The sequence below is a fragment of the Pelagicoccus mobilis genome, assembly GCF_016595505.1.
In the GTDB taxonomy this organism is placed as follows: Bacteria; Verrucomicrobiota; Verrucomicrobiia; order Opitutales; family Opitutaceae; genus Pelagicoccus; species Pelagicoccus mobilis.
Map to the genome: position 1 here is coordinate 26,013 of NZ_JAENIL010000049.1, position 13,739 is coordinate 39,751.

11 protein-coding genes are annotated in these 13,739 nt (G+C 44.5%); 4 read left to right on the forward strand and 7 right to left on the reverse strand.

Features of this window, described 5'->3' with window-relative positions; genetic code table 11:
• The 4 genes from JIN87_RS21615 to JIN87_RS21630 all read left to right on the forward strand — a co-directional run bounded on the left by JIN87_RS21615 (position 1) and on the right by JIN87_RS21630 (position 6,214).
• Entirely contained in the window at positions 1 to 1,359 is a 1,359-nt protein-coding gene (locus JIN87_RS21615) for an ABC transporter ATP-binding protein (RefSeq protein ID WP_200357709.1), read from the forward strand.
• A complete protein-coding gene (locus tag JIN87_RS21620; RefSeq protein WP_200357710.1) occupies positions 1,356 to 3,395 on the forward strand; it encodes a hypothetical protein in 2,040 nt (679 codons plus the stop codon). Before JIN87_RS21615 ends, JIN87_RS21620 begins: the two co-directional genes overlap by 4 nt.
• Positions 3,396 to 3,398: 3 nt before the next feature.
• Positions 3,399 to 4,640 carry a glycosyltransferase family 4 protein gene (locus JIN87_RS21625; protein ID WP_200357711.1) on the forward strand — a complete coding sequence of 414 codons (1,242 nt, stop codon included), beginning with the start codon at positions 3,399 to 3,401 and terminating at the stop codon, positions 4,638 to 4,640.
• An 83-nt stretch (positions 4,641 to 4,723) separates the two neighbouring features.
• On the forward strand, positions 4,724 to 6,214 hold the full coding sequence (locus JIN87_RS21630) for a glycosyltransferase (RefSeq protein ID WP_200357712.1): 1,491 nt from the start codon (positions 4,724 to 4,726) through the stop codon (positions 6,212 to 6,214).
• A gap of 22 nt (positions 6,215 to 6,236) precedes the next feature.
• Here the strand turns inward: JIN87_RS21630 and JIN87_RS21635 are convergent, their stop codons facing one another.
• The 7 genes from JIN87_RS21635 to JIN87_RS21665 all read right to left on the reverse strand — a co-directional run bounded on the left by JIN87_RS21635 (position 6,237) and on the right by JIN87_RS21665 (position 13,732).
• Positions 6,237 to 7,364 carry an alginate O-acetyltransferase AlgX-related protein gene (locus JIN87_RS21635; protein ID WP_200357713.1) on the reverse strand — a complete coding sequence of 376 codons (1,128 nt, stop codon included), beginning with the start codon at positions 7,362 to 7,364 and terminating at the stop codon, positions 6,237 to 6,239.
• A gap of 3 nt (positions 7,365 to 7,367) precedes the next feature.
• Complete coding sequence (locus JIN87_RS21640; protein WP_200357714.1) at positions 7,368 to 8,660, reverse strand: MBOAT family O-acyltransferase; 1,293 nt, start codon at positions 8,658 to 8,660, stop codon at positions 7,368 to 7,370.
• Between the two features lie 227 nt (positions 8,661 to 8,887).
• On the reverse strand, positions 8,888 to 9,292 hold the full coding sequence (atpC, locus tag JIN87_RS21645; RefSeq protein ID WP_200357715.1) for an ATP synthase F1 subunit epsilon: 405 nt from the start codon (positions 9,290 to 9,292) through the stop codon (positions 8,888 to 8,890).
• Positions 9,293 to 9,383: 91 nt separating this feature from the next.
• Positions 9,384 to 10,802, reverse strand: a complete 1,419-nt coding sequence (gene atpD, locus JIN87_RS21650) for a F0F1 ATP synthase subunit beta (protein WP_200357716.1) — start codon at positions 10,800 to 10,802, stop codon at positions 9,384 to 9,386.
• 36 nt (positions 10,803 to 10,838) lie between these two features.
• Positions 10,839 to 11,717 carry an ATP synthase F1 subunit gamma gene (atpG, locus tag JIN87_RS21655; RefSeq protein ID WP_200357717.1) on the reverse strand — a complete coding sequence of 293 codons (879 nt, stop codon included), beginning with the start codon at positions 11,715 to 11,717 and terminating at the stop codon, positions 10,839 to 10,841.
• A 38-nt stretch (positions 11,718 to 11,755) separates the two neighbouring features.
• Positions 11,756 to 13,288: a F0F1 ATP synthase subunit alpha gene (gene atpA / locus JIN87_RS21660; RefSeq protein ID WP_200357718.1), complete on the reverse strand. Its 1,533-nt coding sequence runs from the start codon at positions 13,286 to 13,288 to the stop codon at positions 11,756 to 11,758.
• A 48-nt stretch (positions 13,289 to 13,336) separates the two neighbouring features.
• A complete protein-coding gene (locus JIN87_RS21665) occupies positions 13,337 to 13,732 on the reverse strand; it encodes a F0F1 ATP synthase subunit delta (RefSeq protein ID WP_200357719.1) in 396 nt (131 codons plus the stop codon).
• Positions 13,733 to 13,739: the final 7 nt, after the last annotated feature.

Genomic DNA, 13,739 nt, shown 5'->3' on the forward strand with positions numbered 1-13,739 from the left:
ATGCCAAATGCTATCGAGTTAAAAAACGTAACCAAAACATACAAACTGTGGAAGAATCCCTCTGCAAAATCACAATTTGCTCTTTTCGATCTGATAGTTAGTACGCTCCCACTTAACGTTGGCCAATCACTTCTAAAAAAAATGCAGGGGAAATTCTATTCGGATTTCCACGCTGTTAAAGATCTTAACCTAACAATCGAAACAGGAAGCTCCCACGGCATCATCGGAAAGAACGGAGCAGGAAAATCAACATTACTAGAAATAATTGCTGGGACTGTACCACCCACCTCAGGAACAGTCACAGTCAAGGGAAAGCTTGCAGCTCTCCTCGAATTAGGAAGTGGATTTAACCCAGAGTTTACCGGTCGGGACAACGTCTTCTTGTACGCTTCAATCCTAGGCCTATCAAAGAAGAAAACCTATGAGCTATTCCCCGAAATCGAAGCATTCGCAGAAATTGGCAAATTCATAGACCAACCATTGAAAACGTATTCTAGCGGTATGAAAATGAGGCTAGCGTTTTCGGTAATAAGCTTCCTGGAGCCAGAAATTCTCATCATTGATGAAGCCTTAGCGGTCGGAGACGATACATTCAAACGAAAATGTTATAGTCGCCTAGATTACTTATTAAAAAAGGGAATCACTTTCCTTTTAGTTTCACACTCCTCAGCAAACATAGTTCAACTATGTGATAACGCACATTGGATACATGGAGGAGAGCTCCTATTGTCAGGTCCATCTAAAGAAGTAACAAATAGATACCAACAGTTTACATCAAGAAGTACCCAACCCTCGGTCGAGAAGATAAGAGCTGAACTAAGTCGATCAGATACTCAAAAGAAATCCAAGGAAGAGGGACCAAAAAAGGAAGAAGAAGATTTTTACTCAAGCGATTTCCTACCTGAAAGTAGAATTTCATACCATCCAGAAGGAGGTTATATCGAAAACGTAGCTCTTTCTGACCTTAGCAATAAGCGTTTGACACACATCACCGCTAGGAAACGTTACAAAGTAACATTTGATGTAACATTCACCCAATCACACACGAACGTCTTTTTCAGCTATCTTGTCAAAACCCTGCAGGGCACACAACTAGGAGGGGCTCTGAGCCATCACAGGACAAAGGCGATAGAGTGCGTAGATTCGGGTCAAACATATTTAGTTAAATTTGAGTTCGATGCCAACCTAGCTCACAGCACCTATTTTCTGAACGTAGGAGTAAAAGCAATAGGAGGTGAGAAAGAGTACTTTGTGCACCGAATCATCGATGCAGTCACATTTCGAGTTCACCCAATCAAGGACGCTACGGTGAGCTCCTTCGTCGATTTTAATACTACAAGTTCAATTCAAAAAAGATGAATATTTTCGTTCTCGGAATGCACCGCTCCGGAACTTCGGTTCTAGGTAGATTACTATCAAGAATGGGATTTTATTTGGGTCCAGAAGACCAAATAATGCCTCCCAAGGATGATAATCCTTCTGGTTTTTGGGAAAGGCGGGATATTCGTGATGTTAACGATAAGATCCTCGGCCAATTCGATTCGACTTGGGATTGTCCTCCGCAAATCACACTTCCTTCAAAGAATCTTAGCCCAGACATAGCTCAAGACCTAAACACAATTCGAGTGCGGATGGAGAGCAATTACCCCTTCTACATCAAAGACCCGAGGCTATCTATAACGCTTCCCTACTGGTTGGATAACAAGGAACCAGCTCTTGCGATTATTGCCCTCCGTAACCCTGTGGAAGTTGCGAAGTCCCTATCGTCGCGAAACGGAATTCCAATGAACCTAGGACTAGCACTTTGGGAAAGTTATACAATCGATGCTATAAAAAACACGAAAAAACTCAAGCGGCATTTTTATAACTACAATAATCTTCTCGAAGATCCAAAGGGAGAAATAGAGAATCTATTAAAGTTTATAAAAAAATACAACAGACAAAAAGTCGATTCCAATTATAGTGAACTCAAAGACCTGATTCGTATAGATTTAAGGCATAACAAAGCCAAGGAGGAAACTGCAGAACTGAAAAGATACACTGATCTCTTCAGGGCTCTAACAAAATCAGAGGTTGACTTAGAGAGTATAGAATTGAGCTCCGAGTCAAAGAAAGTCCTTGATATTCACCGCTCACTTTACAACCCACGATCTATACGCACCTTATCGCAGGAGCTTGTAAAAGCGAAAGATGGATACAACCAGATCGTCAGACAGGTTGATCGTTTTGAAGATGAATCTAAACAATCTAAGAGAGAGCTAGAAAGCACTAGGTCTGCACAAAAGAGTGCAGAGACAGAGTTAGCCAGTCTTCAATCAGAGCTCAAAAAATCAAACTCTGAAATTTCAAAGCTACTCGCGATTAAGGAATCAGAAAAAGACCTGAAGCAACAACTTCAGGAAAGTCTGAAGCAACGAGAGAAACTCGAACAAGATCTTCTCACCTCTAAGCTCAGATTCGATTCGTCAGAAGAGCGGTTAGATCGTGCAAACTCTGAAGTAGAAGCACTCAGAGATCTGGGAAACACACTGCAGAATGAAAGAGCACAAAAACTACAGTTTAGGATTCAGCTGGAGGGATTAGAAAGACAACTCAAAGAGCAGCAAATAGCGCTTGAGCAAAAGTCCAAAGAACTTCGCGAATACGATAAGACCAAATTTGAACTGACCAATTGCCTGCAGGAATTGAGCAGAAAAACTCTGGAAGTTGAAAATCTGGAGGAAAGATGTGCCGAACTTGAGAGACGCTTAACTTTGAAAGATAAGCAGTTGGCTGAATCACATAGTCGCGTAGAGCTTTTATCAAAACGAGTCGATGAATTGGTGATAGATTCTTCTCTAAGTAAATTTGAGTCTAAACTCTCAAGGGTCAGAGTTACTGAGATATCGCCAAGTCGAGACGAAAGGGTCGGAAGTTTGCTCGATTCGATACGATCAGAAATTCTTCATCTAGAACAAGATGTAAAAAGCAACCCTACTGCAGGATTCAAAACGGCGACAGCTTTGGGTGCAGCTTTAGCTGAATGCTTGTCAATAGCTCAATCTTTGCGAGGTGATCTAGAATCAGTACAAGAGTCGGAAACAAATTGTTTAACACGTATAAGATCTCTAGAACGACAATCGAACACGAGGTCAGAAACAATAAAAAGACTAATAACGAAGCTTCGAATTGCCGATGAGCAAGCCATCTCGATTCGAAATAAATATGAAAAATCGATCACAACAAAATCGGAGTTGGAAACTACAAATAAGAGCCTCTCTGGAAAACTTGAGAAAACAAGAATCGATCTTAATCAATTAGGAATGAGCTACGAGCGTCTTCGGAATAAATTCTATAATAGAGTCTGGATCCATCTCTACTATTTCTTTCGCAATATTTTTGGGGCAGAGAAGTAACTTATGCTTAGCGATATTCGAAGTCACATATATTCGCTTGGATCATACAAGTGCCCGCAATCGTCTACTCAAATCAAGGCGGAGAAACTGTCCGTTGCTTACATAACTCACAACCTTAAGTCACAAGGGGCTCAAAACAGTCTTCTAGACATTGCGACGGCAACTAAAGAGAATCCTAGATTCAAGTCTTTACTCTTTTCATCAGGAAGAGATGTACTAGCCAAACACTACGAAGAAAAAGGAATACCTATCATCTTGTTTCACCGCCCTGATGCAGGCGATCCTTCCCAAGAAGATTATGATTCTAGGCTTTCATCCCTAAAGAATCTTTTTCTAAAGCACAAGATTGATATAGTTCATGCTAACACTCTTCAGACTCACTACGCAGTTCATGCTGCAAAACAATTAGGTATTCCAGTCATTTGGAATATACGGGAAAGTGATTCTCCTTCAGAGTACTTCGAAAGTTCACCTAAGCTAGTAGAGAAGTCCATAAAACAAGCCTTCTCAATCGCCGATTCCGTTCTGTTTGTTTCGCGAAGTAGTCAGAGGAATTGGTGTGATGCGTTTAATGTCAAAAATTCAAAAACACTCCATAACTCCCTGGACTACTCGAAAATGGCTAGGCTCACTTCTCCACACGATAGATTCTCTCTTCGAGAAGCCTTTGGTATCGGTTGCGGAGAAAAACTAATTTTGACAACGGGTACAACTACTGAACGAAAAGGCCAACTGGACCTGATCGCCGCAGTACGACATAAAACTGAGATTCTCGAAAGATCTCACCTCGTTGTTGCTGGAATAGGTAGAAACAAATATTCGCAAAGAATACGCTCGGAGGTTAGAAAATTACCTCTAAATAAGCAGAAGCGCGTTCATCTCGTAAACGAACTACCTTTTCGTGAAGTAGTACCCCTGTATCTAGCAGCGGATATTTTTGTGTTCTGTTCGAGACTAGAAAGTCTTCCCCGTTCAATCTTGGAGGCTTTTGTTTTCGGTCTCCCGATCGTAACCACCCCTGTAAATGGCGTGCCGGAAGTCGTGAGCGAAAATGTAAACGGATTCTTTTACGAAGCCGGAGACATTGAAGATCTTTCATCCAAGATTATCTACCTACTCACGAATAGAGATCAATTTCTGCAAATGCGAAAAGCGTCAATTTCACAGGCAAGGGAGCATCCTTCATTCGAGTCCCTCATGCACGAGTACCAGAAGACTTACCTCGAGGTTGTTGATTTACACTGAAAATGAGTTCATTAAGCCTACTTACTATTTCACGAAACCAGAAGAATCTTCAGCTCCTATGCGAATCCATTGCGCGTCAGGGAATGAAGGAAGTTGACCTCCATGTCAGCTGGAATGCTGATGCAATTCCCGAAGATTTTGCCACCAACTTCCCGTTTCCAATACACTTTCATCATATTCGCCCCTATCACTTTGCATCAAACAACAATGCACTAGCAGAGTTTGCCCAAGGTGATTACTTGTTGTTCATAAACGATGATGTAGTGCTGGACGATAATGTTCTTCTTCCCTGCCTAGAGAGATTACAGAACCAAAAGATCGGTCTAGTCAGTATAAATCTTAGATACAGAAACGAAACGGTTCAACACGCAGGTATTTACTTTCGTGAAGATGGTACTCCTTACCACCGGTATAAGCATGCCGTTCATTATAGTGACCCAAGGGTTAAAGATGTAGAAATAGTACCAGCTGTTACAGGTGCTTTTATTTTGGTACGCAAGGATGAATTCGCTAAGGTAAAATTCGACGAAAATTTTGAAATAGCGGGTGAAGACATCGTCTTTTCGCTTGAATTCAAAAGAACTATTAAAAAGAGCATTCTTTATTGCGGAAACTTAACCGCGCTCCACGCAGAGAACGAAACAAGGCGAGTAACCAAGCAGAGATTAACCCCTCCCCATGATCTCCAACGAATTCGAAACTGCTACTTCGAAGTTAAGCCTGAGAATCAAGATTTCAGAAAAATACTAAAGCTAAGAGTTGTAACTGAGAAGGAGGGATGGATCATGCATCGGAAAGCTTCCGAAATTACAAAGCATATACCCAATTCAGTTATAAACGAAGATATGCTTGACGCGCATGTCCACTATTATATCAACTACGGCTTTTTTCAAAAACGCCCCAAAAACGGATTAGTTGTAGCAAACTTTACCCACTACGATCCGGATGGACTTGGGAACAAGTTTTTCGAAGTCGCTCAAGAAGTAGACCACTGTGTATCTGTATCTAATCTAACAACAGAGCTATTGGTAAACGGAGGTATTCCTCCAACAAAAATTACAACGATCCCTGTAGGGGCAGATTCAAGCTTCAAACCAAAGCTAACTTTAGGAGTAGTTGGTAGAGTTTACCCTGGAGGAAGAAAAGGAGAGTCTTTGGTAAAGGAATTGATAAAGGATGAATCTCTACTTTCAAAACTTCAAATTGTATCAACAAATGACAGTTGGGGCGTCGAAGTTTGGAATCTTCCTACAATGCAGGATTTTTACCGATCAATCGATTATCTTCTCGTTCCAGCTACCATCGAAGGGGGGCCAGTTCCCTTTATGGAGGCACTAGCTTGTGGCACCCTATCGATCGCTCCTCGAATTGGAGTCGTTCCAGAATTTCCACATATACCTTACGAAACTGGAAACCTCGATTCGCTTAAGGAAACGCTTAGCGAGCTAGTATTTCAACATGATGTACGGAACGAGCCCCTAATTTCTAAAATTAGAAATCTCAATTGGGAGAATTGGGCAAACAGCCATATCGCTCTGTTCATGAAGCTGATAACAAAGGTGAATGAGCAGTAATGCCTAACCAAAATGCAATTATCTATTCAAACCGAGGAGGAGGAACAGCACTCATGTAGCGTTCCACTCTCTGTTCAATAATGTAGTCAGGATTAAAATCATTCACGAGTTCGTAAAACATCTTACGGTTAGGTCTATACCAGACCACAATGACTGTCTTGAAATTTCTACAAAAATATGGGGCAAGATGTTCACCGAAGGAGTCTCCAACAAACAAGAGTGTTCCTTCTTCAATGGAATTGCTTTCCAAGGAGTAAAAGGGTCTTCCATTATCTAAACCGTATTTTTTTCGATCTAAATAGACCTTATTTTTGTACAGTTCATCGCTCACCAAAGCAAAGTCAGTATCGTTCATCGACTTGTGCATTGTTAGTAATTTGGCTAAATCCATATCTGCGACACCATCTTTCAATTCTATTTTTTGCACAATCGAATCGGTATCAACTCTCTCAAACTTAGGGAGTCTAAAACCACTGCTTATGGCTTCGTGTGCATAAGCGGTTCCTAAGTGGTTCCAATGACTTCCAAATTTACTATATAGATTTCTACTTTCACGCATGTTCACATGAGTTAGTGAATCTAGAAGGAATAGAGCTCGTTCTATGCCGTTATTTCGAAAATGATCGAATAGGTCCTCACACCTTGATTTACTATTATTCGGCTTTAGTCGATCTGGAATAAATTCCCTGTATATTGAACTTTTGTTAGGAGCTACAATAAAGTAATATTCCACCCCGATCTCTGAAAAGTAGGATACTTTTTCATTAATGTGTTCAGCCCAATTTTGTTTTTGTTCTTCGGTATAATATTCTGTCCTGACGATATCTTTAAATGGGTTTCCATCATTTTTAGACGTATAGAAAAGCCACCCATCTTCCCCTACAGTTACAACTTTGTTTGAAGAGCTCCCAATAGAGTATAGAAAGTGCCCTGCCTCTCTCTGAACAACTTCCTTTAGTCCATACTGATCGTCAAAGTATGCCTCTATTTTTTCAACACTCTGGCCCAGAGTGTCATTCTCTTCTAAATTAGGAAACCTATTTAGTTTTTTATTGGTAATAAGAGAGCGTTCATTATTTCCAACAAGTACCAAAGGTAAAACTATACAGAGAAAGAAAAACGCACTAACGATATATTGATAATACTTCATCTCCTAAAATCGAAAATAAATAAAAGGATTATGTTTGTCTATAGCAAGTTGAGCCATGCATGACAACATCATGAAAACATACAAACAGATCCTTGGAGTAATAGTAATCCAATATGATTTAATCGAAAGGCTAAATTTTGATGCAACAGTTAGGATAATATTGCGTAAATCAAAGACAGCAAAAACAATAGCAAGTACTAAAATCGCGATAAATCGAAAGTCGAGATACTGAGTCACCTCTACATCGAGGGGGCGTAAATTGAATGAGAATAATTCAACCAGGTAGATCTTAGATGCCTCTAAATCTTCTGTTCGGAAGAATACCCAAGAAATCATAACAACAAAAAGAAGGTACGATCGTTGAAACAGAGTCGGAGTACTTTTTAGAAAATCGCTAAACCTACCTCTCTCTAGACTTAAAAGCATTCCATGAATTGCTCCCCAAATTACAAAATTTAGACTCGCACCGTGCCAGAGTCCACAAAGCAAAAAGACTACCCACAGATTTCGAACAGATTTAAACATTGAAACACGATTCCCTCCTAGAGGGATATAAAGATAATCCCGAAACCAGTTCGATAAAGTGATATGCCACTTTCTCCAAAACTCTTGCACACTTTTTGCAGAGTAAGGCAATTTGAAGTTAACGGGTAATTCGAATCCAAACATGCGAGCTAACCCTCTCGCCATATCAGTGTATCCAGAAAAATCATAATAAATTTGTAAACTATAACACAAAAGGGCCAACCAACTGGCCAAAGCCCCTATTCCGGAAACTTCTCCATCAAACACCTCTCCCGCGATTTTCGATATGGTATTTGCGACTACTATTTTCTTGAACAGACCGATAATGAACAGTTCTACTCCAGAACTGATATTCTTAATCGAGTGTTCCCTTTCACTTAGCGCCAACCTAATTTCTTTGTACCTTACAATGGGGCCAGCCACGAGTTGTGGAAAAAAAGAAATATACAACGCACAATTTGGTAGATTTTTCTGAACATTATCTGGATCTCTATATACATCAATAATATAGGAAATCGATTGAAAGGTATAAAACGAAATCCCTAAAGGTAAGATAACATCACTGAATAAAACCAACAAATCAACTTCGCCTACAGTTGGGAAAATAACTGAACTGATAAGGAAACCAGCATATTTATAATATATTAATATTGCTAAATTAACTATTATTCCAATTACCAAAATTGCTTTCGCGTGCGTAGCCTCACCATTTGATAAAAACCTGTTGATAGCAAATCCTATCGTATAATTGATTATAATAGAGATCAGCAATAGGATAACATAACCAAGCTCTCCCCACGCGTAAAAAACCAAACTTGAAGCCAGTAAAACATAGTTTCTTAATTCGACCCGTATTATGTAATACAAGACCAACAAGCATGGGAGAAACAGGTAAAGAAAAATACTCGAAGAGAATACCACATTAAAGTGAATAATAAAAAAAGCATTAACCACAATCGGTTAATGCTTCTCTTAATCAATTTTCGCTTAAGATAGCGCTACTTCTTTTTCTTCAGTAGTTGCTGGATATTTGCGTACTGGATGGTGGTTTCGAGCTGGTTGATTTCCTCTTCGCTCATTTCTTTGGCGTTTTTGAGGGCGTCTTGGGCTCTTTCCTTCGCGGCTTCAACTTCGGCCATGTCGATGTCGTCATCGTTAATGGCGTTTTCGGCTAGGATGGAAACCTTGTCACCGATGCACTGCGCAAAGCCTTTACTGACAGCGAGATGGTCAACAGTACCGGACTTGGTCACGGCGATGTCGCCTGGCTGGATTTCAGTGAGAAGCGGAATGTGACCGGGCATGATGCCGACCTCGCCGGACGTCGTCGGCATGACGACGGAATCAATCTCCTCGTCGTATACCTTGCCGCTCGGCGTTACTATTTCGAGTTTAAGGGACATCTTTTAAAGTAGGAAGTTTGAGTTATGAATTATGAAGTCATGATTCGGGCCGTTGGTTTCATCCTTAAGCCCTCATACTTCTCACTTAAAACTACGCCTTGGATGCTTCGAGAACTTCGTCGAGTCCGCCTTTCATGTAGAAGTCGTTTTCGGCGATGTGGTCGAGCTCGCCATCGAGGATTTGCTTGAAGCCCTTGATGGTATCCGCAACGGGAACGATCTTGCCTGGGAATCCGGTGAAGACTTCCGCCACGTTGAATGGCTGGGAGAGGAACTTCTGGATCTTACGCGCACGGAAGACGGTTTGCTTGTCTTCTGGAGAAAGCTCGTCGAGACCAAGGATCGCGATGATGTCCTGAAGGTCCTTGTAGCGCTGAAGTACGCGCTGAACGCCACGAGCAACATCGTAGTGCTCTTGGCCAACAACCGCTGGCTCGAGTGCCTTCGATACAGAAGCGAGTGGGTCAACCGCTGGGTAGATACCCAAGTCAGCGATAGAACGCTCGAGTACGATAGTGGAATCGAGGTGAGCGAAAGTGTTTGCTGGAGCTGGGTCGGTCAAGTCATCCGCAGGTACGTATACCGCCTGGAAGGAAGTAACGGATCCCTTGGTTGTCGAAGTGATACGCTCTTGGAGAGCACCCATTTCAGAAGAGAGTGTTGGCTGGTAACCAACAGCAGAAGGAGAGCGTCCGAGAAGTGCGGATACCTCAGAACCTGCTTGGGAGAAACGGAATACGTTGTCTACGAAGAGAAGTACGTCCTGGTTCTTTTCGTCACGGAAGTACTCAGCCATAGAGAGAGCTGAGAGCGCAACACGCATACGTGCACCAGGTGGTTCGTTCATCTGACCGTATACGAGGGCAACCTTCGAGTTCTCGATGTTCTCTTGGTCGATAACGCCAGAGTCAGACATTTCGTGGTAAAGGTCATTACCTTCACGAGAACGCTCACCAACACCTGCGAAAACGGAGTAACCACCGTGAGTCTTCGCGATGTTGTTGATCAGCTCCATGATAACAACGGTCTTACCAACACCAGCACCACCGAATGCTCCAACCTTACCACCCTTGATGAATGGGCAAATGAGGTCGATAACCTTGATTCCGGTTTCGAGGATGGTCGCCTTCGTGTCCTGCTCAGTGAGCGGAGGAGCTGGGCGGTGAATTGGGTACTTCTTGTCGAACTTAACTTCGCCGCGCTGGTCAACTGGGTCGCCCGTTACGTTGAAGATACGGCCAAGAACGCCCTCACCTACTGGTACGGAAATTGGAGCGCCAGAGTCGGCGATTTCCATGCCGCGCTTGAGACCTTCAGTTGAGGACATCGCAACCGCGCGAACAACGCCTTCACCGAGGTGCTGCTGAACTTCGAGAGTCAGATCGATATCTTCACCCGCAGCTTGGTACTGAATGGTGAGCGCCTGGTAGATTGGCGGGATCGTGTCTTCGGTGAACTGGACGTCTACGACAGGTCCAATGACTTGGAGGATCTTTCCGGTGTTGCTCATAGCGTGATCGGTGATGGAATTTTGTTTTTAAAGGATTTAGCCGTTGGACGATGTAGCCGCGGCAATTTCGAGGATTTCTTGGGTGATGGCCGCCTGACGGGCCTTGTTGAACTGGAGCGTGAGTGCGTCGAGCAAGCTGGATGCGTTGTCCTTTGCAGTCTTCATCGCCACCATTCGAGCACTGTGCTCAGAGGCACGTGCGGATAGGATCGCTTGGTGAGCTTCGCGGTTCACGAAGAGAGGAAGAAGCGAAGCGAGAATTGTCTCTGGGTCTGGCTCGAACTTAATCTTACGTTCGTCCAAGCTTTCCTGATACGGCTCTGCGTCCTTGCCACGGAGGCCGTTGATCATCTCGTCGAGGTTGCTGATCGGGAGAAGCTTTCCGAAGGAAGCTTCCTGGATCAGTGTATTCACAAAACGAGGATAGAGAATCTCGATCGTATCGATTTCGCCCGCTTCGTACTTCTCGATCATGAACTCGACGATTTGCTTCACCTGGAGGTAAGGCACTTCGTCGGGTACAGAGAAATCTGCGAGAAGGTCGAGTTTGTTGCGGCTTACGAATTGTACGCCCTTTCGACCGATGGTTACGAACTTGGCTTCGTCCTTAACCTTGAGAACTTCGCGGAAAAGGTTGCTGTTAAGCGGTCCACAAAGTCCACGGTCTGTAGTGACAACGAGGATACCACGCTTCTTAACTTCGCGTTCCTCGAAAAACGGATGCTCGATTCCATCGATGCGTCCAGAAACATTCGCCAACACTTCTGCGAGAAGAGCAGCGTAAGGCTGCCCTGCTGAAGCGTTTTGCTGCGCCTTCTTCATCTTGGAAGCCGCAACAAGCTCCATCGCCTTAGTGATCTGGCGAGTGTTTTTAACCGACTTTATTCGGTTTCTGATTTCTTTAGTGCTAGGCATCTAAGTGAGAGGTTCGCGAGGGTTCTCGACGAATCAGATTAAGCGAAGCTTGGCTTCCACTCGTCGTAAGCCTTCTTGAGTTCGGCTTGAAGTTCGTCGTCGATCTTAGCCTTTTCGCGGATGCTTACGAGGAGGGCTTCCTTGCGGGAAGTGAAGAACTCGCGGATCGCGTTTGCAGCGGCAACGATCAGGGAAACTTCGATGTCGTCGTAGTAGTTGTTTTGGATACCCCAAAGTACTGCGACTTGCTCCTCGATCGGAATCGGGTTGAAGGCTGGTTGCTTGAAGAGCTCAACGATACGAGCACCACGGTCGAGCTGAGCCTTGGTCTTGGCATCGAGGTCGGAACCGAACTGGGCGAAGGCCGCGAGTTCACGGAACTGAGCGAGCTCGAGCTTGATCTTACCCGCAACCTGCTTGGTCGCCTTGATCTGCGCCGCGGAACCAACACGAGAGACCGAGAGACCAACCGATACCGCTGGGCGGATACCTTGGTTGAAGAGGTCGGTTTCGAGGAAGATCTGACCGTCGGTGATGGAGATCACGTTGGTTGGGATGTAAGCAGAAAGGTCACCCGCGAGCGTCTCAATAATTGGGAGAGCAGTTACGGAACCGTTACCATTCTCTTCGTTAACACGAGCGGAACGCTCGAGGAGGCGAGAGTGGAGGTAGAAAACGTCACCTGGGTACGCTTCACGACCGGATGGACGCTTGAGTACGAGAGACATTTGGCGGTAAGCGGCAGCGTGCTTGGAGAGATCATCGTAAACGATGAGGGCATCCATTCCGTTTGTCATGAACCACTCGGCCATCGCTACACCAGAGTAAGGAGCGAGGTATTGGTTGGCTGCAGAGTCAGCAGCTGGAGCAGTTACGATAATTGTGTACTTGAGAGCGTCTGCTTCTTCGAGAACGCCGAGCGTACGAGCGATGTTGGAGTTCTTCTGACCAACTGCTACGTAGATAGAGTAAACAGGGCGGAAGCTTTCGTCACCAGATGCGAGGCCGACTTCGTTGATCTTCGCCTGGTTGATGATGGTGTCGATCGCGATGGTTGTCTTACCAGTACCACGGTCACCGATGATGAGCTCACGCTGACCACGACCGATTGGAATCATAGAGTCGATCGCCATGATACCAGTCGCGAGTGGTTGGTCGACTGACTTACGCTCAATGATACCTGGAGCAATCTTTTCGACTGGGTAAGCTTCGTTGCTTTCGATTGGGCCCTTACCGTCAACCGGACGTCCAAGCGCGTCAACAACGCGACCGAGGAGACCCTTGCCAACTGGAACGGAGAGAAGCTTGCCAGTGCACTTGGCTTCGTCGCCTGCCTTGAGGTGAGTTGATTCACCGAGGATAACAACACCCACTTCGTCTTCTTCGAGGTTGAGGGCGATACCGATCGTTCCACCTGGGAACTCGATCATCTCGTTGTACATGACCTCGGAAAGACCGTCTACCTTAGCAACACCATCAGCGATCGTGACGATCTTGCCGACGTTGCTTTGGACCGTAGTGGCCTGGAGGTTAGCGATCTGTTGTTCGATTTGCTCGATGACTGAACTCATAGTGCTCTAGCGTTTAGAAAGAATGCGTTTCTGAAAGGGTGTGGTGGATTAGGAGAGAGATGCCTCCAGCTCTTTGAGAGCTCCGGCAACGGAGGAGTCGTAAACGTCGCAGCCGACGCGGACGCGGAGTCCCGCGATTAAATCGTCGTTTTGGCTAGCGGTTACGGTGATCGGACGACCGTAGTGAGCGGTGAACTTGGCCTTGATCGCTTCGAGAGCGGAGGCACTGAGTTCGCCAGCGTGTTCTACAGCGGCAGTGCTGTTCGCGACTTCGCGTTGCACGAGCTTCAAGTATTCCTTGAGAACAGAAGCGTAGTTACGCGGTGGATTCTTTTCCAAAGCCTGCAGAACTGCAGCTGCACGCTCTTCCGAGAATTGGCCATCCTCGAGAGAAACCTTGAGCAGGCCCTTCGCGTAGTTGGAGATTTGCTTGTCGCGTGTCATTGAAAAT